This window comes from Kitasatospora sp. NPDC058478 (assembly GCF_042720345.1).
GTDB lineage: Bacteria > Actinomycetota > Actinomycetes > Streptomycetales > Streptomycetaceae > Kitasatospora.
On the sequence record NZ_JBHXML010000004.1, the window covers coordinates 76,822 to 99,264 of the forward strand.

The window sequence follows — 22,443 nt, forward strand, 5'->3', positions numbered from 1 at the left end:
TGAGACACCAGCGCTCGGGTGAGCGCCCTCTGTCCCGGCAGCGGGCCGTCTTCGCCCGGACGCGAAGGCGGCCCGTTGCCGACGATCAGCCGGCCAGGACGGCGTGTCCGGTGTCGGTGGCCTCCACCAGATCGGGGCGGCTTCCGTCTGCCGGAGTGACGACCCGGACCAGGCCCTGCTGCCACAGCTGGACGGAGGCGCCATACAGGGCGATCTGGCGCTCGGTCCAGGCCGGGTGGTCGGGGTGGTGCTCGTTGAGCCCGGGAGCGGGCGGGTTGATCGTCTCGAAGAACTCGGACATCGCCACCGGGGCGGTGGCCTCGGCGACCAGGGACAGCAGGGCCTTCTCGTCATCGCTCAGCGGCATGGCAGAAGGCTACGGCAGCAAGCCGACACTGCCCGGCTCCGACGCTTGGGCAGCCGCACCGTCCTTCGGCGCCGCAACTGGCCTCGCGCCGCTGGCGGGCATCGGCAGCCAAGCGCGGCCAGTGTGCGCGGGTGTGCGCCGCCGCTAACACGCCATCTACGGCGACCGAGGCGTCGGGCGAGCCGCAGGCCCGATCCGCGTCTCTTCCCAGGTGATCCACGTTCCGAAAGCCCGGTACCCGCGGCGACGTGGCGCCGCAGCGGTGCCAGCCGCCGCGGCGTACGGGGGTATCGGCACTGGTCATCGCCTCGCGTCGGAGCTTGCGCCCCCGCAGCACGACTGCTGGCCGGTTAACACCGCAGCCAATGATCATTGTTGATGATCAGTCAGGATTTGTCGGGGGCCGCTGCTACACCAATTCTCCGGGGGCGGGCCGCGCTGGGCGGAGCGCCGTTGTGGGAGGGGAATCGCATGGTGCCCGAGGGATACACCTACGTGAAGGGTCACATCCGCCGCAAGCCGCAGCGGAGGATCAACAAGACCAGCGGCTGGCTGATCGCGGCGCTCGTCGTCGGCGGTCTGTGGCTGTACGGACAGAGCGGCGGCTCGTCGACCACCACGAATACCAACCCCGGCACCACCGCCCCGGCCTCCGCCCCGGCCTCCGCCCCGGCGGCGGGCCACTGATGCGCCGAAAGCTCCGCCGGCTCGGGCTGCGGGCACCGCGTACGACGGCCGAACGCGTCGCCGCCGTCGTCATCGTGCTCGTCGTCGTGTCGTGGGCCGTGCAGGGCCTGCGATGGGTGGCCACAGACGGCCTGCCCGTGCTCGCGGCTCTGGCCGCTATCGGCGCGGTCGGCGTGGCCGTCTGGTGGCGGCTGCGAAGGGCGGGGGCTGCCGCGCGCCGCCAGCGACTGGCCTCGCTGCGGCTCGGCCTCGCCCAGATCGACGCGATGGACGACAAGCAGTTCGAGTTCGCCCTGCGCGACCTGCTTCTGCGCGACGGGATCGAGGCCCGGCAGGTCGGCCAGCAGGGCGACCAGGCCGCCGACGTGATCGGCCAGGACGGCCGGTGGGGCCGGATCGTCGTGCAGGCCAAGCACACCAAGGTCGGCGGCAAGGTCGGCTCGCAGGTGATGTACCAGGTCAAGGGCACCGCCCAGCCCGTGCACCAGGCCGATGTCGCGGTGGTCGTCACCAACGGTTCCTTCACCCGCGATGCCAAGGCGTGGGGCGACAAACACGGAATCTACTGGGTGGACCGCGAGGCGCTTCGGCGCTGGGCCGAGGGCGGCACCGCACTGCCTGAACTTCTTCGGCTGCCCCGCCGCGGCCCCCGACGCGGTCGACTCGGGGCGGCGGCTTGAGAACCCAGAACCACGACAGGGAAGGTGGCATGACGTCGCAGCCAGACGCACTGAAGGATCTCCCGGAGGATGCTGAATCGGACCCGGTCGCCGAACCCGGCCCGCTGCCCAGGTCACCCTGGCACTGGCAGGAGGAGGCACTGCTGGTCGCGCAGGGCCTCTTCTGGGTGCTCTTCTTCGTGGGGAACCTTCTCCTCGGTGCCTGGCTGGACCGGCACTTCTGGGTGATCAAGATCGCTCTGATCATCGGGTGCGGTCTCCTCGCGGCCTGGGGGTTCCGTCGCAACCGGCGCAAGGAGTGGGAGGGGAACGTCCGCCGCCACGGGCTGCGGTATTCGATATCCCAGATCGACCGCTTCCACTTCCACGCCTTCGAGTTCGCGGTGCGGGACCTGATGCGCCGAGACGGCTTCCGGGCCGAGCGAATCGGCGGCAGCGGGGACGACGCCTGCGATGTGCGGGCCGTGGACCCGGACGGCCGGATCTGGGCCGTCCAGGTCAAGCACCGGCGCGACGGCGCCGCCGGTAAGAAGATCGGCACCCCGGTGCTGCAGCAGGTCAAAGGCACCGCCCAGCCCGTCCACGGCGCCACCTTCGCTCTCGTCGTCACCAATGGAGGCTTCTCCGCCAAGGCCGTCCCGTGGGGTAAGGCCCACGACGTCCACCTTGTCGACCGTGAGCTGTTGGAGACCTGGGCGGCCGGCTCCGGACTGCTGTGGAACCTCATCGAGGACGTCCCCGCGCCGAAGCGCCACCCCTCCGACGCGGACCACAAGAAGGCCCGCCGCAGGTGACGAAGAAACGGGTGACGCCTTCCTCGCACGGCAGCTGCCCGGTCTCGGTGCAATGCCACGGTCCGACGGCGGCGGATGCCACCCTCCGCAGCTCTCACGTCCGTCGAAGAAGCCCGGGGCGGCGGTGCCTGCCCCGGCGCGGTTGATCGGTCTCCACGGCCGGCGCCGGTTCGGCGCCGGTTCGCACGGCGTCCGGGACGGGCTCGGCCGGTTCGTCGCCGAGGAGGACGGACTTCCAGACCCGCTCCTGGAGTTCGGCGATGCACGGGCCGCAGGCGAACATCGGCGCGTTCATCCCCGCCACGGTCGCCGGGCCGATCCACAGGACGCGGGTCCACCGCTGGCCGCAGTACAGCCAGCAGACACCGTCGACCCAGGGGTTGCCGTCGTCCGTTCGCGCGGGGGCGGGCAGGCCGCCCCGGGCGAATTCGGCGATGCCGGGGATCACGAGCACGTCTACGTCGAGCACTTGAAGGATTCTCCGGTCGGCGACCGCGCGGTGGCGGCCGGGTTGTCGGGCACTGCGGGGGCCGCCCCGCGGCCGGCGGCCAGGGGCGGCCGGCTGCAGGCGGGCCGGTGGGTCAGGACGGGAGCAGGCGGACGTAGGCCAGGCCGGGTGCCCGGTCGAGGTCGAGGGTGAAGCCCTCGATGTGGTCCGTGCCGACGGGCAGGGTGAGGGTGTAGCCGTTGCCCGCCCAGGTGGCGGCCCCGGTGGGGGCGAGACGGTCCGGGGTGCCGCGGCGCCACAGGTGGAGGGTGTCGCCGGTGCGGGTGAGCCGCAGGGTGCCCGGGACCTGGTCGCAGGTGAAGCGGCCGAGCTCGCGGCGGGGCTGGTTGCCGTCGTCCTCGCGGTGGTCGGCAGCGGCCGTGGTGACCGGCTGTCGCGCCCGCTCGGCCGCCAGCGGCAGCAGCTCGTCCAGGTCCTGGCCGGGGTGCTGTTCGAGCGCGCGGAGCACGGCCGCCGCGGCGTGGTCGGCGGCCAGGTCGGTGGTGTTGGCGAGGCTGACGATCCGCAGGCCCTCGCGGGTGAGGTGGGTGGCTGCGGAGAAGCCGTGTTCGTGGCCATAGTGGAAGACGGCGGTGTGCCCCGGGCGGGGGTCGGCGTACAGGCCCGGCCCGTACAGGTACGGCCGGTGGTCGGCCGTGCGGTAGCCCAGCATCTCCTCCCAGGGCAGCGGGGTGCCGTCGTGCTGCCACAGCTGATGGAGGTGACCGAGCCAGCGGTCGAGGTCACCCGCGGTGGTGAACAGGGTGCCGGGGCCGGGCAGGGCGACCGGGGGCTGGGTGTGCCGCCAGCCGCCGCCGGCGGGCCGGTAGGCGGCTGCGGCGCCGGGCAAGACCTGGCGGGGGTCGCTCTGGAAGCCGGTGGCGTGCATGCCGAGCGGGTCGAAGACCCGGCGGCGGGCGAGGTCGGCCAGGTCGGTGCGGTGGACGGTCTCCAGGAGTTCGGCCAGCAGGAGGTAGTTGGTGTTGCTGTAGAGGAACTGACCCTCCGGGACGGCGCGCTCGCGCTGCCGGTAGGCGAGGGTCCGCAGGTCGGCGGCGGTGTAGTGGTCGAGGTAGCGCAGGCCGGCGAGGCCGAGCAGGGTCTCGGCGTCGCGCAGGCCGGAGGTGTGGGTGATCAGGTCGGCGACGGTCACGTCGGTGAGCTTCAGCTTCGGCAGCAGGTCGGCGGCGCTCTGATGGAGGTGGATCAGGTTGTCGCGGACCGCGAGCAGGACGAGGTGGGCGGTGATCTGCTTGGCGACGGAGCCGGAATTGAACGCGGTGCCGGGCCCGATCGGGACCTGGTGCTCGACGCTGGCCAGGCCGGTGTGCCAGGTCGCCGGTTCCTGGCCGGGGCGGTGGACGAGCAGGGCCAGGCCCGGGGCGGTGGGGCGGTGGGCGGTCACAGGGTGAGCGCCTGGCGGTGGACGGCGGCCAGCCGTTCGCGCAGGCCCTCGTCGCCGATGAGGTGAAGGGCGCGCGGGTGGTCGGCGGCGCTGGCGGCGAGGAGGTCGCGCTGCTGGTCGAGGTAGGCGGTCAGGAAGTGCCGCAGGTCGCCGTCGGTGTGCTCCAGGACGCGGGCGGTGTAGAGCATGGTGAGGGGGAAGGCCCAGCAGGCGTGCAGGAAGCCGAAGGCGGGTCGCGTGCCCTGCTTCCAGGGGGAGTGGAACTCGGCCTGGTCGTCGATCTTGCAGCCGGTGGCGGTGAGGGCGTCGTTGAACCAGTTGTGGCCGGCTTCGTGGATGAGGTCGCGGGCCAGCACGGTGGGGTCGCCAACGTGGTCGAGGAAGACGGTGCCGGGCAGGCGGGTGATGGTCCAGCTGTCCAGCCTCTGGCCGAGCTGCTTGGTCCGCAGCAGGACGACCACGACGGCGTGCGCGGCAAGGAGGCTGCCGAAGCCGGTGTCGGCGGCGGTGGTGAACGCGCCGGCCGCCAGCGTCCGCAGCGCGATCGGCGCGGGTTCGGTGCCGGGGCCGAGCACGTAGTACGGCGTCTCCGAGATCGGGGAGCGGGGCAGGTCGGTGAGGTCGGGGGCGACGACGACGCGCGGGCCGAGCACGGTGGGGATGGAGCTGGCGGCGGCGTCGGCGTGCGGGTTGGCGGTGTACCAGTCGAAGGCGGCCCGCTCGCCCGAGCGGGCGGCCGTCTCGGCGCCTTCGAGGGCGTGGTGGGCCAGGCAGTAGTCGGCGGCGGGGCCCAGGCCCGTGGGCCGGGGCCGAGTGCCGGGGGTGAGGATCGTGTGGATCTTGGCGGTGCGCTCGTCGTGCAGGCGGCTGGTCGGCGGGAAGTCGAAGAGGCCGGGGTTGTCCACGTGCGGGCTCCTGTCCAGATGGAAAGGGGTGGCCTGGGGCCGGGCCCGCCGCGGTCGGGTCCGGCCCCAGGGTGGTTACCTCCGGCGTTCAGCGCGCCGGGCGGTCAGGGGTGTTCAGGCGACGTCGCCCTCGGCGGTCGGCCAGCCCTCGGCGGAGACGCTGGAGGTGTGGGCGGTGGTGCGGACGGTCTCGTCCTCGCCGCGCAGGTCCTCGACGTCGGCGAGGAACTCGGAGATGCGGTCGTTGTCCATGGGGTCCTTCTCCTTCTGAGCGAATCGGATGGTGTGGTGCGTGCCCGTTGCGGTGGTGCGTGCTCGGGCACCGGGCGGTGATCGCGCCCGGGTCACGGTGGCCTCCCGGTCAGTGCGAGGCGGTGCGGGCGGCGGTGCGGAGCGCGGCGGCGAGGTCGCTCATGGCGGGGCGGTCGCTGCCCTGGTCGGAGAGGGCTGCGACGACCAGCGTCCGCAGGACGGCGGGGATGAGGGCGAGGTTGGCGTGGCCGCCGAGGCGGGGGATGTCCGCGCACAGGTAGCGGTAGATCAGGACGGCGAGGCTGAACACGTCGGCGGCCGGGCCGGCCTGGTGGTAGCCGGTGAGGTACTCGGGCGGCCAGTGGACCTCGGGTCCGCGGTGCTCGGGGCCGCGCGCGACGGACAGGCGGCGGGCGGCGCCGAGGTCGGTGATGAGGCCGCAGCCGCCGTGGATGAGGATGTTCTCCTGGTAGACGTCCCGGTGGACGATGCCGCGCTGGTGAAGGGCGAGCAGGCCTTCGGCGACGTCGGCGAGGATGTTCAGGCCCTCGTCGGTGTCCTTGCCCGAGGCCATGAGGGTGCGGAAGTTGCCGCCGTCGCACAGCGGCATGGTGTACCAGTCGAACCGCTCACTGGTGCCACGTTCGAGCAGGGGGACGACATGGTCGGCGCCGCCGGCGGCCTGCGTGAGGTCGGCCTCGTGGCGGAAGTCCTCGCGGGCCAGGGCGCGTTCGGCGTCGGTCATCTGCGCGTACCAGTAGAAGCCGTAGGCGGCGCTTCGCTGGTCGGCGGGGAGTTCGGCCAGGACGTGGTTGGAGCCGAAGCCGGCCTTCAGCACGACAGGCTGGCCTCCGGTGCGGTGGGCGGTGACCAGGGTGCTGGCGCGGGTGAAGGCGAGCAGGTCGCTCACCTGCCATCCGTCCGCGCGGAGTTGGTCGATGACCCAGGCGGCGGGGTGGAGGGGGTGGAGGTTCATCAGCTCGCTTCCTCAGGTCGCGGACGGGCGGGTGGAGCCGTTCAAGTGGGCGAGGCAGTCGGCGGCCAGCTGGTCGAGGTCGGCCTTGGTGGTGCAGGGCCGCTGCCAGACCTCCAGGCCCGTGCAGCGGCTCCAGGCGGTGGCGGCCTGCGGGTAGAGGTCGGCGAGGCGGGCGGCGGCCTCGGGGCGGTCGGTGAAGCGCGGGGCGCTCTCGCGGCCGGCGAGGCGGGCCTGGCACAGGTCGGGCTCGGTGGTCAGCAGGACGGTCAGCTGCGGGCGGGCCCGCTGTTGCTCGGCGAGGCGCTCGACGTACTCGGCGACCGGGCGCCGGTGGACCAGGGCGAGCAGGCAGGCGGTGGACAGGCTGAGCCGGTCGGCGATGACCGGGCCGCGGGCGAGCGCCGGGGTGAGGTTGAAGCGAGCGTGGAGTGCGAGGTCCCAGCAGGCCGCTTCGACAGCTTCCTCGGGATCGTCGGAGCTGTGTCCGGCCCGCAGCCGCACCAGGGTGCGGGTGGCGGCCAGGGAGAGCCAGGAGAACTGGCCGGTGTGGTCGAGCGCGATGCCGCCGGTGCGGGCGTCGGCGAGGAGCCGGTCTCGCAGGGTGCTCTTGCCGGCGCCGGGTAAGCCTTCCAGGGCCATGAGCACGGCGGTCACCTCGCCGGTTCGTCGGCGGCGAGCCAGCTGATGAACTTCGCGCACCGCCCGGCGGTGACCGGCAGGGTGCCGTGGGCGAGCTGGGAGCCGTACAGCAGCGCGGTGCCCGGCGCGGGATCGACGGACCAGCGGGTGCGGGGCATCGTCGTGAACCAGTCGGCGGAGTTGTCGGCGCCGTCGTGGGCCAGCCACATGCCTTCCGCGTAGCCGTTGGCAGCCGGGTCGGGGGCCTGGCGGTACCAGAGCCGGTCGCTGGAGGCGGTCTCGACGTAGAAGTCGCCTCCGGCGTCGGCCTGGGTGATGACGACGCTGATGCCGGCGATCTGGCGGGGCCAGGCGAGCGGGTCGGGGGCGATGCCGTCGAGGTGGCTGGTGATGTGCTGGCCCGCCCCGTACTCGACGTACGTCCACGGGCGGCACACGGTGATGGAGGGCATGACCCGGGCCAGGGCCGGGCGGGCCCGGTCGAAGGCGTCCTGGAGGATCTTCTCCGCCTCGGCGGGGATACCGGGGATCTCGACGCGTCCGGCGGGCTCGTAGACGGCCATGGCCTGCTCGTGGCTGTGGCCGGGGATCTCGTGGATGGAGGTGCGGCGCTCGTCGCCGAAGCGGTCGGCGTCGGCGGCGGTCAGGACGTCGTGCATCAGGGCGGCGAGCTGGAGCCGCTCGGCGGAGCCGAGGAAGTTCTCGATGCTGCCGACGCCGGTGGTCTCGGCGATGTGGATCGTCACGGGGTGGGCCTCCTGGTGTCGAGGACGCGGCGGATGTCGTCGAGGTCGGTGCAGTGGTTGAGCCAGCTGACGACCGGGCTGCCGCCCCGGGCCAGCGGGTCGCGCCACAGGGCGAGGAGTTCGCCGGTCAGCGGCAGCTCGCCGGTGCCGGGCAGCAGCCAGGCGCCGGCCTTCTCGCCGGCCTGGGCGGCGGGGCAGGGTGCGTGGTGCTGGTGGACGAAGACGCGGGTCAGCCGGGCGGCGGCGGCCTCCCTGCACGCCTGCCGGGTCGCGCTGTTGGGCTCGGGCCGCCGGTAGGCGCGGTGCTCGGTGGCCAGCCACGCGTCGGCGACGGCGGCGGCCGAGCCCGCGACGCGGCACGTCGCACAGCAGGCGGGCCCGTGCGACGGACACCGCCCGGCGCCGGCGCCGAGGGTGGTGGCGGCTTCGTCGAGGACCGCCCACGCGCTGTGGGCCAGCAGCCCGCCCGCGTCCGGCCGCGCGGGCCCGGACGGGGTGCGGTGGTTGCAGCACGGCTCGCAGCCGCCGATGGTGGCGCGGGCCGGGGTGAGGGCGGGTTCGATGAACAGCGCGTGGAAGTAGGAGATCCGCCCCAGGAGCTGGTGGACGGTCACCTCGTCGCCGGGCCTCATCCCGCCACCGCCGTGGACGCGGCATCGGCCGGGGCCGGCAGCGGGCAGGAGCACGCCGTACCCACCGGGCGCTCGGTCGCCAGCACCGTGGCCAGGGCACGGGCGGCGGCGTCGAGGTCGGCGAAGTAGGCGTCCCAGTCCTGGCGGCGGTGCGGGTGGAGGCTGAGGTCGAGGACCGGGACAGTGGTGCCGGAGGTCTCGCAGGTCAGCTCGGAGCGGGCGACGCGGACCTCGATGCCGCCGGGCAGCACGGAGGCGACGGCGGTGGCCGCGCGGCACAGGGCCGCTGCGGTGCGGGCGTACTCGGCGCGGTCGCGCGGCAGCAGGCCGATCCGTAGTTCGGCCGGGGCCAGGTCCAGGCCGCCGTACGGGTGGCCCTGGCAGCTGTCGTAGGTGATCAGGCCCCAGCCGGTGGTGAGGACGTCGACCAGCGGCCAGACGCGCGGTTCGATCGCCTCGCGCCAGTTCGGGTGGGCGGGGTCAAGGTCGTCGGCCTCGTGGACGCCGGGCAGGCCGACGGTGTTGATGTTGCCGTGCTCGCTGGCGTGCAGCCGCACCTCGGCGCGGGTGGCGGCGGGGTCGTCCCAGCGGGCGGTGAAGGCGTTCACGTCGCGCATGCTGTTCGGGCTGCGGGGGTGCCAGCGCAGGCTCTGGCACCAGGCGCCTTCGGGGTGGGCGGGCTGGGCGAGGAGGGCGGCGATGCCGTCAACCATGCGCATCCGGTAGTCGCAGTAGGCGTCGCCGTCCACGGCCGGGTCCTGGCGCCAGCGGGTGGCGATGCAGCCGCCGCCGCAGGTGCTGCGGTAGTCGCAGCCCGCGCACTTGGCCATCAGCGCCTTGCCCTGGTTCAGCAGCAGGTTGCCCTGCTGGAGGCGGGCCACCTCGTCCTGGCCGGTGATCTCGTCGAGCTGGCCCAGGCGAACCTGGGGCCACGGGAGTTCGTCGCAGGAGCCGAACCGGTTGTCGGGGTAGAGGGTGAAGACGTGGTCGCACTTGAGGTCGGAGAAGTGGCAGAAGCCGCTTCCTAAGCCGCGCAGGCGCCGGATCGTGGAGACGGCCGGCTCCAGCTTGATCCGGGTGAAGTGCCCGGCGCCGATCCAGTGGGCGGTGGCGGCCAGCACGAACTCGGCGTACTCGTCCGGGTGGATCGCCCACGCCGGCCCGCCCTCCGCGGCGAGGGCGGCCTGCTGGAGCAGGCGGCTGGCCGGGACGCGACGGGCCCGCACGGTGGTGGAGCGGCGGATGGCGGTGTCGAAGCAGGGCACGAAGCTGACCGCGTTGACCGCCGCGAAGGCGGCGAGGTGGTCGAGGACCTGCTCGGCCCGGCCCAGCACGGCCGGGGTCACGGTGGTGATGACGCCGACCTTGCGGCCCCGCTCGGCCAGCAGCTCCAGGGCCGCCGCGACGCGCGGGTAGACGGGCAGGCCGTCGTAGCCGATGCGCCAGGCGTTGCCCTGGGCGTCGCCGTCGAGGGAGACACCGATCTGAAGGCCGGGGCAGAGCTCGTCGAACAGGTCGAGCCACTGCCCGTCGAGCTGGACGGCGTTGGTCTGCATCGACACGCGCACCACCTGCGGCTGGGCGGCGAGTTCGAGCAGGACCTCGGCGACCGCGTCGCGGCCGGCAGTCAGCGGCTCCCCGCCGTGGAGCTCGACGGCGAGCGGGCGGCCCCGGAAGAGCCGGGCCAGCTGTCCGATCTGGTCGGCGCTGATCCGGGCTCCGCCGGGAACCTCCTTGCGCTTCTCGTAGCAGTGGGGGCAGTCGATGTCACAGGTCTCCCCGCGCAGCTTGACGATCACCGACACCGCCGTGCTGGTGTCCTCGGGCTGAAGGCTCCGGTAGAGCCGGTCGATCGGGTGGTGCTGTTCGGTGGTGCGGTGCATCGGCTGCCTCCCTTGCTGCCGTGACCGGGTGGTTAGTCGGACAGGCGTCCCAGCAGGGCGCCCTGGCCGGACTGGAGGATGTGCGCGGCCTCCAGCGGAATCCAGAAGCACTCGAAGTGGGTGGGCTCCTGCTCGCCGTCGTGGTCCTCCTGGCTCATCCACCGCTCCGGGGTGGGCTCGGTGAGCTCCAGATGGAAGACGTGCCGGTGCTGGATCTCGAACCGGTACGGGCTGATGTCGTACTCGGTCTCGCCGAGCTTGCGCACGATCTTGAAGTCGTTCAGGCCGGTCTCCTCCCGGGCCTCGCGCAGGGCGGCGGCCTCCGGGGTCTCCCCGGGGCGAATGCTGCCGGCCGGGACCTGGATGCCGACCTCCTCGTAGGAGTAGTCGGTGTGCCGGAACACCAGCAGCCGCCCGTCGCGTACGACGTAGACGAGCACCTTCTCCTTGGTGACCTTCTCGGGCATCGGAACCTCCACGTGGTCGGGAATGATCGTCTGGAGCTTGCGGGAACGCGGCTCCAGCCCTTCGGTCCGGCGGTGACACCGGACCGGCAAGCCCACGAGTCTAGGTCCCCTGAGTGACCGTCAATTCACTTTCTCCCGCCCCCTGCCGGGGCAGTTGGACCACTGTGTGATGGGATGATCAGCCGGGTGCCGCGGCCATCGCCGGCGCCCCTTCGAAGGCGCTTTCGCCCTCGCAGCCCGCAGAGTGGAGGCTGAACCGGATCTCCTTGCCTCGCGGCAGGAGTTCGGTCTCCAGCCCGCCCACGAGGCCGGCGAGCAGGAGGAGCCCCCGCCCGCCGGTCGCATCCCGATCCGGCTCGCTGGCCAGCGGCAGCCGGTCGTCGAAGTCGGTGACGCCGACGCGGATGCCGTCCGAGGTCTCCCGCACCAGCAGCTCACCCCCGCCTGCGGTGTGCAGGAGGACGTTGGTCAGCAGTTCGGTCACCCCCAGCTCCGCCACGTCCGCGAACTCGCTCTTGCACCAGATCCGCAGCTGGGCCCGCACGATCTCGCGCACGCGCCCCATCGCTTCGGGCCGCAGCACGGGAAGGACCAGGCGGAGCTCCCCAAGCTGGTCGACAGTCGCGGCAGACATGGGCCCTCCGGATGGCTTCGGATACGGGGCTGGCGTCGCGGTCCGTGCCCAATGGGGCACTCTGCGCTCGGCCGGGTTTCGATGATGGACCCGCCCGTGGCAGAAGGGCAAGGGCCCCAGAGAGGAAAACCTTTCTTTCTGGCGATCTGTCATATGCACCTACTGGCACGGCCACTACGCTTTCCTTCTGAAAGCTGTGGTTCCAGAGTCAGGAGGTGCGATGCCCGTCGAGCCGACCCCGCGCCGAAGGCGCCTGGGGGCAGAGATCCGCCGCGCCCGCGAGGCGCTGGGATGGAGCCTGGAAGAGGCCGCCCAGCACCTCGGCTACAAGGCGCTGTCGACCGTCAGCAAGATCGAGAACGGGACTCAGGGTGTCAAGCTCCAGGTCCTGCCCCACTTCTTCGAGGTCCTGCAGATCCACGACCCGGCCCGGCGCGAGCAGTGGCGAGAGCTGGTCCGACGTGCCGGCGAGCCGGACTGGCACCAGCGCTACCAGGGCGTCGTCGAGGACCCCCTGAGCGACTACCTGACCGAGATCGAGGAAGCCCTCGACCTGTTCCACTGGAACTCGGGCTCCCTGCACGGCCTGCTCCAGATCCCCCCGTACGAGCGGGCGATCGTCGAAGGCAGCCGGGCCTGGACCACCGCCGAGGACATCGAGCGGTTCATCGCCATGCGTGCCGAGCACCGGCAGGCCATGGCCGAGCGCCAGCCGCCCTTGAAGATATGGTCCGTGATCCCCGAAGGGCTCCTGCGCCAGGAGGTCGGCGGCCGGGCCGTGGCCAGGGCCCAGGTCGAGCACCTCATCGACCTGCTGAAGAGCGACCCGAACACGACGATCCAGGTCCTGCCGCTGAGCGCCGGCGCGCACGCGGGCATGGACGGGTCGTTCATGCTGATGTCGTTCGCTACCGGCGCCGACACGGTCACCATCGAGGCGACCCGTGCTCGGCTGCACCTCACCGACCACGAGTCGGTCGAGGTCTATCGCACCACCAGCAACCACCTGAAGTCCGATGCCCTCGGCCAGAAGGCATCGCTGTCCCTGCTCAAGACGATCGCCAAGGAACTCGCGTCATGAACAAGAACGACCTCGACCCCGCCTGGCTCGAGCAGCAACTCGCCTCAGCCGAGTGGCAGACCGCCAGCAGCGGTGGCACCAACTGTGTGGAGGTCGCCTTCCTCGACAGCGCCATCGTGGCAATCCGCGACTCCAAGAACAAGCACAAGCCGCCGCACATCTTCGACGACGCCGAGTACGACGTCTTCGTCGCCGGCATCATGCGCGGCGAACTGCGCAGGCGCTGAGCCCCGAACTACACTTGCCCCCGAAAGCCCCGGTGGACCGCTGACCTCGGTCAAGTCGCCGGGGCCACGTTCGTCCCGGCCATCCCCGCCGCCGTCACCGCCGTCCGCGCGGCCGGTTCACCGCCTCACCGCGCGTACGGTCTCGGCCGATTCGTCAGTGCTCCGCAGCCCCCAGCCGGTAGCGTGATCCGCTGGACACCACCTGTAGCCGTGCGAAGACCCGGGGAATCCGAATGAGCAAGCAGGCCGTCATCTACGTGCAGCGGCTGGGCATCACCGACCAGCGGGCCGAGCAGGTGTTCCTGCTGCTGGCCGAACGCACCGAGATCACGAGCAACCTGTGGGACGCGGAGATCCCCGAGATCATGGGCCTCGAGGTTACCCCCGCCGACATCCCCGAGCTCGCCGCCCGGGTCGGCCTCGACCCGGAAGGGTTCCGCGCCCAGCTACGGGGCCTGAAGCAGCACGTGCGGATGGACGTCCTGGAGCACGACGACGGCGTGTGGGAGATCGTCTACGGCCCCTCGTACACCGACCGCCGGCTCTCGGCCCCGCTGCCCCCGGTCATCACCGAGGAGAACGTCGGCGGGCTGCACGCCTTCTCGCTGCCGGGCTGGGACCACTACAGCACCTGGGGCTACGAGGACGGTCTCAACCACTACTACGCGCAGCTCTACCACAACAGCGACGACCGCGACGCCGTGCCTCGGATCTGGATCACGCCACCCACGTACGTGGTGCGGACGATCGACGAACTTGCCCAGGCCATCGCCGTGGCCCTCACGCCGTACGAGCCCATCCCGATGCCGGCCGTGGTCGTCAAGATGTACCTGACCAAACCGCCGACCCGCTGAACCGGAAGGCTGGCAATGGCGGCGTTGCTACCTCCCAGCAAGGCCCTGACCTGCACATACATGCCCAACGGAGCATTGGTCCACTGTCCGCGGCCTCGGGTAGCCTCCCGCGGTGATCATCGACTGCGAAGCCCCAGTTACCCCGCCCAACTATGAGGACGAGACCCTCCGATGGGAGATGGGCAACTACATCGCCGAGGCGGGCCCCGACGAGTTGTTCGCCTCGTACCTGTGGGCCCGTGAGTGCAAGATCGCACGAGCCATCCATCTGGGCCTGTCGAAGCATCGTGACGCCGTCAAGGCCGAGCTCGACCGCATCCAGCCCCGCCTGTACGGAGGCAGGAAGACCGCGCCCCTCTGGACCCCCACCCGGGACGACTGCGTCAAGGCGGCCGTGAACGCTCACAACAAGCTCTACTTCGAACACAAGGAAGCCGAGGCAAAGGAGCAGGAAGCCTGGGACATCTGGATTACCCTGCTCGACGACTCAGGTCAGATGAAGAAACTCCTCACGCGCTACGGACGGATCGCGGAGCGAGGCCCGTTCCTGCTGGACACCGCGGCCAAGCTCTGGCACGACCTGCCGGAGGCCAGGGGACGGATGGAGGAGATTCTCCGTGCGTACCGCGACGAACTGCATCCGATAGCACTGCGCGACGCCGCGCGGATCGCCTTCGAGGAGTCGGCCAAGAGCATCTCGATGGACCGGCTCCACGGCATGCACCACAAGGAATTCGAGTTGGCCGTCGCCGGCCTCGCAGAGCGCGACGGCTTCCAAGTCCGGCGCGATCGCGGCGGGGCAGGTGACCTGGGAGCCGACGTTATCGCCCTGACACCCGATCAGAAGCGCGTCGTCATCCAGTGCAAGCACGTCAAGGACCAGCGAACCAAGGTCGGATCGCCCGCACTCCAGACGCTCAACGGAACCGCCCGTCCCGTCCACCAAGCCGATGTCGTCGCGGTCGTCACCAACGGCAGCTACTCCGAACCGGCCCGAGACTTCGCCCGAACGCAGAACATCGTCCTCATCGACTGGGTCACCATGCGGGACTGGGCGACCTGGGGCCAGCCCCTGTCTGAGGTCCTGGGCATCGGCGAGCCGCGAGGCGCGGCCGCAGCGGCATGACGTCCGTTACGCCCGTCGGATCAGATCGCGCGAGCAGCCCGCGCTGAAGGCATGCTGCAGACAACACGGGCCTTGTGGAGCACCGGGCCTGCCGCGACACCCCGTGACTAGTCCGACTGCCCATTCACCAGTTCCTGGAAGACCGGGCAGTCCACAGCGTGCCACTCCCGGACGAAGGTCTCGTCGGCGTCGTCGCGGACGATCTCCGCATGCCAAGGCAGGCAGTCGTGACAAGGCCAGATCTCGTACGGCGTTCCGTCCTCACGGTGGGCCAAAAGATCCACCGATCCCACGGGGGCCGAGTACGTCGTGTTCGTCTTACGCTCACCGAGAGGATTCACCCGGCCAGTATGGAACCCATCAGCGTCCGGCGGTGTGCCCAAGTTCGAACTGATGGCTGTCCCACCCGCCTGCTATACCGCCGTCATGTCATCCCACCGTCCGGCGATGTCCCGACCGCTTCGGTCACTGCTCGACTCCATGCGGATCACGGACTGCGCGCTCCTCCACCCGAATCTCCAGAAGCCCAGAGAGTCGAGCAACAGCGAGACCAAGGCTCTCCGCTGGCACAGGGACAAGCACGAGGTGGATGGTCACTGGGGCCTCTCGGACCTCGGAAGGTCACGGCTCCAGATCGCCCACGTTCGGAGCTGGCCCGCCACCAAGGAACTCAGCCTCCACCTTCCACTCCTTATCGCCCAGCGCCGATTCCACTCGCTGGCCAACGTCGCGCTGCTTTGCGCCGAAGCGCACGACCTCTACGACGGGACCGCCTTGATCGGCACGTCAACAATGTTGGCAGCCTCGGCGCTGATGTGGGAGCGGCCCGAAGCTCGCGACCCGCTCGAGCTCTTTCTGAGAACAACGATCAACGCCCCTGGCGGGCACCAGACGGAGAACACCAACGTCCTCCACGCTGCCGAGGTCCTTACCCGCGTGCACGGCGCCAAAGTTGATCATCTAGTGGGCGCTTGGGAGCAGCGCCTGTACGAGGCCCGACGCGCCATAGATCACGGTGAGGCCGCCTCGATCCACCGTGGTGACGAGGCAGTCTTCGCGATGCCTAGGTTCGAGGAGCGCCGCAGCTCTGCCTCCCGAATCGCCATGTGATCTGCACCACAGCCAAATGCCCGATCGCTGAAGCACTCACTGAACTTTTGGCCGAGACACTGAACGACTGGATGAGACGGGACAGCCGCCTTCGTGCCCGGTGTTCAGCGCGGCCAGCAGGTCCGACACCTCGGCCCCGCGGACCTCTCCGATCACCAGCCGGTCCGGACGCATCCGCAGTGCCTGCCGGACGAGGTCCCGCAGCGTGAGCTCACCCAGCCCCTCCTGGTTGGGCGGTCTGCTCTGCAACCGGACGACGTGCGGATGGGCCGGCCGCAGTTCGGCGGAGTCCTCCGCGATGACGATCCGCTCCTCCGGCCCGACCAGGCCGAGCAAGGCCGCGAGCAGCGTGGTCTTGCCCGTGCCCGTCCCGCCGGACACCAGCAGCGACAGCCTGGCCCGCAGGATGCCGGCCAGCAGGCCGGCGCCCTCCGGCGGCAGCGCCCCGCCCGCCACCAGTTCGTCGAGCGTGAACGGCTGGGGCCGGCAGACCCGCAGCGAGATGTGCGTGCAGCCGGCCGCGATCGGCGGCAGCACGGCGTGCAGGCGGGTGCCGTCCGGCAGCCGGGCGTCCACCCAGGGCCGCGCGTCGTCCAGCCGCCGTCCGGCCGCGGTGGCCAGCCGGTGGGCCAGCCGCCGTACCGCCTCGGCGTCGGCGAACCGGATTCCGGTGGCCCGGTGCAGGCCGCCGCCACGGTCGACCCACACCTCGTCCGGACCGTTCACCAGGACGTCCGTGACGTCGGGCGCCGCCAGCAGCCGCTCCAGCGGGCCCGCACCCACCAGTTCGGCGCGCAGCGAGCGCACGGTGTCCAGGACTTCGTCCCCGCCGAGCGGCGGCCGGGTGGCCCGCAGCACGGCCGCGACCGACCCCGCCGTCGGGGCGGCACCCGACTCGGCCAGCCGCAACCGGACCGCGTCCACCAGCTCCGCCGTCCGCTCCTCCCGGGCGGTGCGCCCGTACGGGCAGGGGTGGCGCGGCGCCTCGGGTGGCCCGCCGGGCGGCGGCACGCTCCTGAGCGGCCGGTGCTCCCGCGCACCGTCGCCCCGGCTCTTCGGACCGCCCCCCGCCCGCACGGTGGGGCCTGTTCTACGCAGACGGACCATCAGTACACACCTCCTCCGACCGCCGGCACCGGCGGCAACACCTCGTCCAGGAAGGTCTCGCAGAAGCGCGCGAGCGGGCCGCCGTCCCGGATGCCGGGCGGGACGCCCTTCTCGACGTCCTCCGCCAGGCCGGGCTCCGGCTCCAACTCCCCCGCGAGCTCCAGCCGCAGCCCGCGGGCGATCCGGTGGGCCGGGAGTCCGAAGGTGCGCGGTGACCGCACCACCGCCCGGACGTCCCCGAGCCGCATCCGGGCGGCCGCCGCGACCCGGTCGGCGGCGGCCACCGCGCGCAGTTCGGCCGGCACCACCAGCAGCGCCAGGTCGGACTGCTCCAGCGCCTGCCCGGCGGCCGCGTCGAGATGGCGCGGCACGTCGACGACGACCAGCCCGCCGCGCCGCCGGGAGGCGGCCAGCACGCTGCGCATGGCCTCCGGCGGCACGGTCAGGGTGTCGCCGCGGTCCCAGGACAGGCAGGAGAGCGCGGAGATCCGTTTGAGCACCGGTAGCGCCCTGGCCAGTTCGACCCCGCTGACCCGCCCGCGCGAACCGGCCAGATCGGGCCAGCGCAGCCCGCGGGCCGCCTCGCCGCCGAGCAGGATGTCGAGGCCGCCGCCCAGCGGATCTCCGTCGATGAGCATCGTCCGCCGCCCCGCCCGCGCGGCCGTGACCGCGAGGGCGCAGGCCAGGGTCGAGGCCCCGGCCCCGCCCCGGCCGCCGAGCACGGCGACGGTGAGCGCCGGGGAGCCGGCGCCCTCGGCCGCGTCGGCGATCCGGTCGAGCAGCCAGGCTTCGGCGTCGGGGAGGAACAGCACGTGCTCGGCGCCGAGTTGGACGGCTCTGACCCACACCCCGGCGTCGTCGAGGTCCAGCCCGAGCAGCAGCACCCCGCCGCGCCGGCCGAGCCCGGCGCACCGGGCGGCCTGGTCGTCCCCGATGAGCACCAGTGAGGCGCCCTCCCAGAGCTCGCGCGGCGGTGGTGCGCCCCGGATCAGCCTCGGTTCGGTGCCGGCGGCCGCGCAGAGCCGCAGCAGGTGCTCGGCCAGGCCCTCGTCCTCGGTGACGACGAGCGGACCGGTGGCCCCGGGCCCTTCGGTGGTGGCGTGGTCGGCGATCGGCGTCGACATGACGGGCTCCCCTCTGCGCCGACGGCCGCCAGGGGCGGTCCGGGGCGCACGTCGGACGGTTCCGGCGAACGGCCGCCCGGCAGACCTCGTGGGAGAGAGGGAGGTGAGATCCGCCCGGCGACCGCCGCCGACCATCACGGTGGGGGGAGATCGGGATTCCGTCATCCACGATGCGAATCCCTGTGGATAACTCGTGGGCTGTGGAGGAAAACGTTCACCCGGGCGGGGGATTAATCGTCAAAGAATTGACGATCGGGGATCACGGAGACGAACCGGAAGCCCGTCGCGCCCCCCGCCGGCCACCCGGCAGACCCTCCCGGAGGCCGCTCGGACACCCCGCCGCAGCAGCCCGGCCCACCGATCGGAACCAGCCGAAGAGCCATGGGCAGCCATGAGCAAATGGCGACACAGAGTGACGAAAGGTGGTCAGTGGACCAGGGTGTCGACACCCCCTGTACACCGTCGGCGGGGCGGCCGCGGCGCTCGCCGCGAAGGGCCTTCAGGCCCTGAAAATGGCCCCGGACGTGCGACGACCCCCGCCGGGGGGGAGAGCGGGGGTCGTCTATCCACAGCCCGACTCGGGGGGGAGGAGCCGGACCGGGTTAGCACGGTCGCGAACGATCCGTGACTTCCATGGTGTACCCGAGCGGCCAGAAACACAAACCCGCACGCCCACGAGTACACCGAATGGCGGCCTGTTTTGCGGCTCCCTCTATCCTCGGTTCCCGTGGACACCACCGAGAACGCCGACGACCACGCCGACGAGTCCCCGGGCGAGGCCACCGGGCCCGCGCAGACCCGCTCACCCGTTCGCCCCAGGCCGGGCGGGCCGCGCACGGCGGCCTTCTTCGACCTGGACAAGACCATCATCGCCAAGTCGAGCGCGCTGGCCTTCAGCCGCCCGTTCTACCAGGGCGGTCTGATCAACCGTCGGGCCGTACTGCGCAGCGCGTACGCCCAGTTCGTCTTCCTGGTCGGTGGCGCGGACCACGACCAGATGGAGAAGATGCGCGAGTACCTCTCCTCGCTCACCCGGGGCTGGAACGTCCAGCAGGTCCGCGAGATCGTCGCGGAGACGCTGCACAACCTGATCGACCCGATCATCTACGACGAGGCCGCCTCACTGATCGAGCAGCACCACGCGGCCGGTCGGGACGTGGTGATCGTCAGCAGTTCGGGCTCCGAGGTGGTCGAGCCGATCGGCGCACTGCTCGGCGCGGACCACGTGATCGCCACCCGGCTCAAGGTCGAGGACGGCTGCTACACCGGCGAGATCGAGTACTACGCCTACGCCGAGAACAAGGCCGCCGCCATCCGGGAGTTGGCCGAGTCCGAGGGCTACGACCTGGCCGCTTCCTACGCCTACAGCGACTCCTCCACCGACCTGCCGCTGCTGGAGGCCGTCGGCCACCCGTCGGCGGTCAATCCCGACCGCGCGCTGCGGAAGGAGGCCCAGGCCCGGGAGTGGCCGGTGCTGGTCTTCGACCGGCCGGTGGAACTGCGGCGGCGACTCCCGGAGTTCTCCGCGCCGAGCGGCTCGGTGCTGACGGCCGTGGCGATCGGGACGGCGGCCGTGACCGCCGGGGTCATCTGGTACCTGGCCCACCGGCGCCGTCCGGAGGCCTGAGCCGCCCGCCGCGGGCCCGCAACACAGGCAAACGCGGGCCACCCACCGCAGGCCTCGCAACGCAGGCAAATCAGACAATCAGCGCAGAGTTCACTTTTCGGGTTCCCCTTTCGCCCGAAACGCGATACAAATGAAGCACGGCCCGCGAGACCCGGTCAGGACCCGAAGAGGTCAAACCGACAACGCAGTTAAGGCCCCACGGACCGCGTGTACAGATGACCGAGCACCCACATGCAGCCGACCCGCTGTCGGGCCGCTGGACCAGACGAACGGGCAGGATCCCCGTCTGATCAGCACTTCCGGTGCATGCATGGTCACCCGGTATCTGCACCAGCGGCGGCACCAGGCAGGATCAGGTGCCGCCGCATCTTCGTGTCAGAAGCGCCAGAAGCTCCGGAAGAGCCCGCGCCCCTCCCGCGCCCGCTCAGACCATCCCGCGCTGCATCGCCTCGCAGACCGCCGTGCTCTCCCGCACCCCGAGCCGCAGCGCCCGCCCGCAGTGCGCGATCCAGGCCGCCATCCTCTCGGGCGTGCCCGCCAGGTAGCCGGCCAGGGCCCGCCGGTAGGCGTCGGTGCCGAGTTCCGCCAGCCCGACCTCGGCCGGGCAGATCGACTTCGGGTCGAGCCCCTCGGCGAGCAGCACGATCCGCTGGGCGGCCCGCGCGATCACGCCGTTGTACGCGCCGAACGGCCGCAGCGCGAGCAGTTCGCCGTGCACCACGGAGGCGACCACCAGGGCCGGCGTCCCCACGCCCTGGCCCTCGGCGCGCGCCACCAGCAGCCGGGAGAGCTGGTCGAGCCGGGCCGCGACCTCCTCGGCACCCGGGGCGGGCGGCAGCACCGGCAGCGGCTCGTCCACCTGGGCGACCTCGACGCTCTCCACCGGCTTGAGCCCCAGCGGGAACAGCTCCTCGACGCCTTCGCCCGCGCGGCGGGGCCGCCCGGCGGACGGCTCGCCGTCGCCGTCGCCGACGGCGAGCAGGTGCAGCCGGGCCAGCACCTGGAGCGGCGAGTGCCGCCAGATGCTGAGCAGCTGGCCGGCCTCGGCGGCGATCCGCAGGGCCGCGCCGACCGTCCGGGCCTCGGGGTCCGCGCTGAAGTCGCTGCGGCGCCGGACCTCCTCCAGCGGCCAGTCGGCCCCGGCCAGCGCCGCCGACGCGCGGGCGCCGCGCAGCGCGGACTCGGAGGTGACCTCGGCCGCGCGGCGGCGCATCACCCGGTGGCCGTAGAGCCGGTCGACGGCCTTGCGCACCTCGGCCACGGCGTCGGGCACCCCGGGGAGCTGGGCCAGCGGGGCGAGGGGATCTGTTCCATTGCTCACCTACCCGAGAGTAATGAACAGCCGGCCCCTCCCGGAACAGCAACCCCGGATCACCCGTTAGAGGCAATCCTCACTTCCCTCCGCCGAGGAGGCCCAAACCCCGGCTAGCATGGCCACTATCGGAGACGATAACTATTTCCACTTAGGGGCCTCGACATGTGCGACCCCTGAGCAGGTGGCCCCCGAGCGCGGGCCCAGAGCGAGAGCCGGAGTCCCAGATGAAGATCGCCTTCGTCGGCAAGGGCGGCAGCGGGAAGACCACGCTGTCCGCACTGTTCATCCGCCATCTGGCCGCCGTGGGCCGGCCGGTCATCGCCGTCGACGCCGACATCAACCAGCACCTGGGCCCGGCCCTGGGCCTGACGGATGCCCAGGCCGCGGAGCTGCCCTCGCTCGGCGCGCACCTGCCGGAGATCAAGGAGTACCTGCGCGGCAGCAATCCGCTGATCCGCTCGGCCGACGAGATGATCAAGACCACGCCGCCCGGCCGGGGTTCGCGCCTGCTGCGGATCGTCGAGGAGAACCCGGTCTACGCCGCCTGCGCCCGCCCGATCGCCCTGGACGAGGGCTCGGTCCGGCTGCTGGCGACCGGCGCCTTCACCGAGGAGGACCTGGGGGTGGCCTGCTACCACTCCAAGGTCGGCGCGGTGGAACTGCTGCTCAACCACCTGCTGGACGGCCCCGACGAGTACCTGGTCACCGACATGACGGCGGGCTCGGACTCCTTCGCCTCCGGCCTGTTCACCCGCTTCGACCTGACCTTCCTGGTGGCCGAGCCGACCCGCAAGGGCGTCTCCGTCTACCGCCAGTACAAGGACTACGCCCGCGACTTCGGCGTCCGGCTGCGGGTGATCGGCAACAAGGTGCAGGGCCCGGACGACCTGGCGTTCCTGCGCCGGGAGGTCGGCGACGACCTGCTCACCACCTTCGGGCACTCGGACTGGGTGCGCCGTCTGGAGCAGGGCGCCGAGCCGCCGCTGAAGTCGCTGGAGCCGGCCAACCGGGCCGTCCTGGAGGAACTGCGGGCCGAGGCCGAGGCCGCGTACGGGCAGCGGGACGTGCGGCGCTACACCGAGCAGGCCGTGCTCTTCCACGTGCGCAACGCGCAGAGTTGGGCCAACGCCAAGGTCGGCGTCGACCTCGCGACCCAGGTGGACGAGACCTTCGTGCTGGGCGGGCTCGGGGTCGGCGGCGAGCGGCCCGCCCCGGCGGGTGCGCACGCCTGACGCCGCTCCGCCCGAACGGGCCGTGGCCCTCCCCCCTTCCCCGGGGAGGGCCACGGCCCGTTCCGCATGTCCGGACCGCCCGGCGC

Annotated in this window: 25 protein-coding genes and 1 pseudogene; 10 read left to right on the top strand and 16 right to left on the bottom strand. The window is 71.8% G+C overall.

Going from position 1 to position 22,443, the window contains the following annotated elements:
* Positions 1-85 precede the first annotated feature (85 nt).
* Positions 86-367 (bottom strand): hypothetical protein, encoded by a 282-nt coding sequence (locus ACFWPT_RS03315; RefSeq protein ID WP_380479188.1) that lies wholly within the window; start codon positions 365-367, stop codon positions 86-88.
* Positions 368-838: 471 nt separating this feature from the next.
* Between ACFWPT_RS03315 and ACFWPT_RS03320 the strand changes: the two genes are divergently transcribed.
* The 3 genes from ACFWPT_RS03320 to ACFWPT_RS03330 are packed head-to-tail and all read left to right on the top strand — an operon-like array spanning position 839 to position 2,528.
* On the top strand, positions 839-1,054 hold the full coding sequence (locus ACFWPT_RS03320) for a hypothetical protein (RefSeq protein WP_380479191.1): 216 nt from the start codon (positions 839-841) through the stop codon (positions 1,052-1,054).
* The gene (locus ACFWPT_RS03325) at positions 1,054-1,734 is read left to right on the top strand and encodes a restriction endonuclease (RefSeq protein WP_380479194.1); all 681 of its coding nucleotides are present in this window, start codon (positions 1,054-1,056) and stop codon (positions 1,732-1,734) included. Before ACFWPT_RS03320 ends, ACFWPT_RS03325 begins: the two co-directional genes overlap by 1 nt.
* 29 nt (positions 1,735-1,763) lie before the next feature.
* On the top strand, positions 1,764-2,528 hold the full coding sequence (locus tag ACFWPT_RS03330; protein WP_380479197.1) for a restriction endonuclease: 765 nt from the start codon (positions 1,764-1,766) through the stop codon (positions 2,526-2,528).
* A 94-nt stretch (positions 2,529-2,622) separates the two neighbouring features.
* Here ACFWPT_RS03330 and ACFWPT_RS03335 read toward each other — a convergent pair whose 3' ends face one another.
* From ACFWPT_RS03335 to ACFWPT_RS03385, 11 genes are all read right to left on the bottom strand, one after another.
* Positions 2,623-2,997 carry a hypothetical protein gene (locus ACFWPT_RS03335; RefSeq protein ID WP_380479200.1) on the bottom strand — a complete coding sequence of 125 codons (375 nt, stop codon included), beginning with the start codon at positions 2,995-2,997 and terminating at the stop codon, positions 2,623-2,625.
* 112 nt (positions 2,998-3,109) lie between these two features.
* Positions 3,110-4,420, bottom strand: coding sequence for a serine hydrolase domain-containing protein (locus ACFWPT_RS03340; protein ID WP_380479203.1), 1,311 nt, complete (start codon positions 4,418-4,420; stop codon positions 3,110-3,112).
* A complete protein-coding gene (locus ACFWPT_RS03345; protein ID WP_380479205.1) occupies positions 4,417-5,325 on the bottom strand; it encodes an aKG-HExxH-type peptide beta-hydroxylase in 909 nt (302 codons plus the stop codon). The genes ACFWPT_RS03340 and ACFWPT_RS03345 overlap by 4 nt, the downstream gene beginning before the upstream one ends.
* A 114-nt stretch (positions 5,326-5,439) precedes the next feature.
* Complete coding sequence (locus ACFWPT_RS03350; protein ID WP_380479208.1) at positions 5,440-5,577, bottom strand: hypothetical protein; 138 nt, start codon at positions 5,575-5,577, stop codon at positions 5,440-5,442.
* A gap of 109 nt (positions 5,578-5,686) precedes the next feature.
* The gene (locus ACFWPT_RS03355; RefSeq protein ID WP_380479211.1) at positions 5,687-6,553 is read right to left on the bottom strand and encodes a protein kinase; all 867 of its coding nucleotides are present in this window, start codon (positions 6,551-6,553) and stop codon (positions 5,687-5,689) included.
* Positions 6,554-6,565: 12 nt separating this feature from the next.
* Positions 6,566-7,207, bottom strand: a complete 642-nt coding sequence (locus ACFWPT_RS03360; RefSeq protein ID WP_380479214.1) for an AAA family ATPase — start codon at positions 7,205-7,207, stop codon at positions 6,566-6,568.
* On the bottom strand, positions 7,204-7,938 hold the full coding sequence (locus ACFWPT_RS03365) for a hypothetical protein (protein ID WP_380479217.1): 735 nt from the start codon (positions 7,936-7,938) through the stop codon (positions 7,204-7,206). The genes ACFWPT_RS03360 and ACFWPT_RS03365 overlap by 4 nt, the downstream gene beginning before the upstream one ends.
* A complete protein-coding gene (locus ACFWPT_RS03370) occupies positions 7,935-8,570 on the bottom strand; it encodes a hypothetical protein (RefSeq protein ID WP_380479220.1) in 636 nt (211 codons plus the stop codon). The genes ACFWPT_RS03365 and ACFWPT_RS03370 overlap by 4 nt, the downstream gene beginning before the upstream one ends.
* A complete protein-coding gene (locus ACFWPT_RS03375; RefSeq protein ID WP_380479223.1) occupies positions 8,567-10,453 on the bottom strand; it encodes a radical SAM protein in 1,887 nt (628 codons plus the stop codon). The genes ACFWPT_RS03370 and ACFWPT_RS03375 overlap by 4 nt, the downstream gene beginning before the upstream one ends.
* Before the next feature lie 32 nt (positions 10,454-10,485).
* Positions 10,486-10,920: an NUDIX domain-containing protein gene (locus tag ACFWPT_RS03380; RefSeq protein WP_359118773.1), complete on the bottom strand. Its 435-nt coding sequence runs from the start codon at positions 10,918-10,920 to the stop codon at positions 10,486-10,488.
* 178 nt (positions 10,921-11,098) lie between these two features.
* A complete protein-coding gene (locus tag ACFWPT_RS03385; protein WP_380479227.1) occupies positions 11,099-11,554 on the bottom strand; it encodes an ATP-binding protein in 456 nt (151 codons plus the stop codon).
* Positions 11,555-11,774: 220 nt separating this feature from the next.
* Here ACFWPT_RS03385 and ACFWPT_RS03390 point away from each other — a divergent pair, with 220 nt between their 5' ends.
* The 4 genes from ACFWPT_RS03390 to ACFWPT_RS03405 all read left to right on the top strand — a co-directional run bounded on the left by ACFWPT_RS03390 (position 11,775) and on the right by ACFWPT_RS03405 (position 14,842).
* Complete coding sequence (locus tag ACFWPT_RS03390) at positions 11,775-12,635, top strand: Scr1 family TA system antitoxin-like transcriptional regulator (RefSeq protein WP_380479230.1); 861 nt, start codon at positions 11,775-11,777, stop codon at positions 12,633-12,635.
* Complete coding sequence (locus ACFWPT_RS03395) at positions 12,632-12,862, top strand: DUF397 domain-containing protein (protein WP_380479233.1); 231 nt, start codon at positions 12,632-12,634, stop codon at positions 12,860-12,862. The genes ACFWPT_RS03390 and ACFWPT_RS03395 overlap by 4 nt, the downstream gene beginning before the upstream one ends.
* Positions 12,863-13,095: 233 nt before the next feature.
* Positions 13,096-13,716 (top strand): hypothetical protein, encoded by a 621-nt coding sequence (locus ACFWPT_RS03400; protein ID WP_380479236.1) that lies wholly within the window; start codon positions 13,096-13,098, stop codon positions 13,714-13,716.
* Positions 13,717-13,828: 112 nt separating this feature from the next.
* Positions 13,829-14,842: a restriction endonuclease gene (locus tag ACFWPT_RS03405; RefSeq protein WP_380479238.1), complete on the top strand. Its 1,014-nt coding sequence runs from the start codon at positions 13,829-13,831 to the stop codon at positions 14,840-14,842.
* A gap of 107 nt (positions 14,843-14,949) precedes the next feature.
* On the opposite strand, the gene ACFWPT_RS03410 is transcribed toward ACFWPT_RS03405, so the two are convergent.
* Positions 14,950-15,126 (bottom strand): hypothetical protein, encoded by a 177-nt coding sequence (locus ACFWPT_RS03410; protein WP_380479241.1) that lies wholly within the window; start codon positions 15,124-15,126, stop codon positions 14,950-14,952.
* Between the two features lie 91 nt (positions 15,127-15,217).
* Here ACFWPT_RS03410 and ACFWPT_RS03415 point away from each other — a divergent pair, with 91 nt between their 5' ends.
* On the top strand, positions 15,218-15,952 hold the full coding sequence (locus ACFWPT_RS03415; protein ID WP_380479243.1) for a hypothetical protein: 735 nt from the start codon (positions 15,218-15,220) through the stop codon (positions 15,950-15,952).
* A gap of 81 nt (positions 15,953-16,033) precedes the next feature.
* Here ACFWPT_RS03415 and ACFWPT_RS03420 read toward each other — a convergent pair.
* Both ACFWPT_RS03420 and ssd read right to left on the bottom strand, forming a co-directional pair.
* A pseudogene (locus ACFWPT_RS03420) lies at positions 16,034-17,059 on the bottom strand (TadA family conjugal transfer-associated ATPase); the annotation flags it as partial.
* Complete coding sequence (gene ssd, locus ACFWPT_RS03425) at positions 17,059-18,183, bottom strand: septum site-determining protein Ssd (RefSeq protein WP_063348677.1); 1,125 nt, start codon at positions 18,181-18,183, stop codon at positions 17,059-17,061. The gene ssd and the pseudogene ACFWPT_RS03420, both read right to left, overlap by 1 nt.
* Positions 18,184-18,910: 727 nt before the next feature.
* Between ssd and ACFWPT_RS03430 the strand changes: the two genes are divergently transcribed.
* Positions 18,911-19,810: an HAD family phosphatase gene (locus ACFWPT_RS03430; protein WP_079135773.1), complete on the top strand. Its 900-nt coding sequence runs from the start codon at positions 18,911-18,913 to the stop codon at positions 19,808-19,810.
* 424 nt (positions 19,811-20,234) lie between these two features.
* On the opposite strand, the gene ACFWPT_RS03435 is transcribed toward ACFWPT_RS03430, so the two are convergent.
* Entirely contained in the window at positions 20,235-21,131 is an 897-nt protein-coding gene (locus ACFWPT_RS03435) for an oxidoreductase (RefSeq protein ID WP_380479246.1), read from the bottom strand.
* A gap of 218 nt (positions 21,132-21,349) precedes the next feature.
* On the opposite strand from ACFWPT_RS03435, the gene ACFWPT_RS03440 reads away from it, so the two are divergent.
* The gene (locus tag ACFWPT_RS03440) at positions 21,350-22,357 is read left to right on the top strand and encodes an ATP-binding protein (protein WP_380373042.1); all 1,008 of its coding nucleotides are present in this window, start codon (positions 21,350-21,352) and stop codon (positions 22,355-22,357) included.
* Positions 22,358-22,443: the final 86 nt, after the last annotated feature.

Excerpts from the sequence above, each read along its gene's own strand:
- ACFWPT_RS03315 (WP_380479188.1), bottom strand. The coding sequence starts at position 367 with ATGCCGCTGAGCGATGACGAGAAGGCCCTGCTGTCCCTGGTCGCCGAG.
- ACFWPT_RS03440 (WP_380373042.1), top strand. The coding sequence starts at position 21,350 with ATGAAGATCGCCTTCGTCGGCAAGGGCGGCAGCGGGAAGACCACGCTG.
- ACFWPT_RS03325 (WP_380479194.1), top strand. The coding sequence starts at position 1,054 with ATGCGCCGAAAGCTCCGCCGGCTCGGGCTGCGGGCACCGCGTACGACG.
- ACFWPT_RS03380 (WP_359118773.1), bottom strand. The coding sequence starts at position 10,920 with ATGCCCGAGAAGGTCACCAAGGAGAAGGTGCTCGTCTACGTCGTACGC.
- ACFWPT_RS03395 (WP_380479233.1), top strand. The coding sequence starts at position 12,632 with ATGAACAAGAACGACCTCGACCCCGCCTGGCTCGAGCAGCAACTCGCC.
- ssd (WP_063348677.1), bottom strand. The coding sequence starts at position 18,183 with ATGTCGACGCCGATCGCCGACCACGCCACCACCGAAGGGCCCGGGGCC.
- ACFWPT_RS03375 (WP_380479223.1), bottom strand. The coding sequence starts at position 10,453 with ATGCACCGCACCACCGAACAGCACCACCCGATCGACCGGCTCTACCGG.
- ACFWPT_RS03390 (WP_380479230.1), top strand. The coding sequence starts at position 11,775 with ATGCCCGTCGAGCCGACCCCGCGCCGAAGGCGCCTGGGGGCAGAGATC.
- ACFWPT_RS03370 (WP_380479220.1), bottom strand. The coding sequence starts at position 8,570 with ATGAGGCCCGGCGACGAGGTGACCGTCCACCAGCTCCTGGGGCGGATC.
- ACFWPT_RS03355 (WP_380479211.1), bottom strand. The coding sequence starts at position 6,553 with ATGAACCTCCACCCCCTCCACCCCGCCGCCTGGGTCATCGACCAACTC.
- ACFWPT_RS03400 (WP_380479236.1), top strand. The coding sequence starts at position 13,096 with ATGAGCAAGCAGGCCGTCATCTACGTGCAGCGGCTGGGCATCACCGAC.
- ACFWPT_RS03320 (WP_380479191.1), top strand. The coding sequence starts at position 839 with ATGGTGCCCGAGGGATACACCTACGTGAAGGGTCACATCCGCCGCAAG.
- ACFWPT_RS03330 (WP_380479197.1), top strand. The coding sequence starts at position 1,764 with ATGACGTCGCAGCCAGACGCACTGAAGGATCTCCCGGAGGATGCTGAA.
- ACFWPT_RS03385 (WP_380479227.1), bottom strand. The coding sequence starts at position 11,554 with ATGTCTGCCGCGACTGTCGACCAGCTTGGGGAGCTCCGCCTGGTCCTT.
- ACFWPT_RS03350 (WP_380479208.1), bottom strand. The coding sequence starts at position 5,577 with ATGGACAACGACCGCATCTCCGAGTTCCTCGCCGACGTCGAGGACCTG.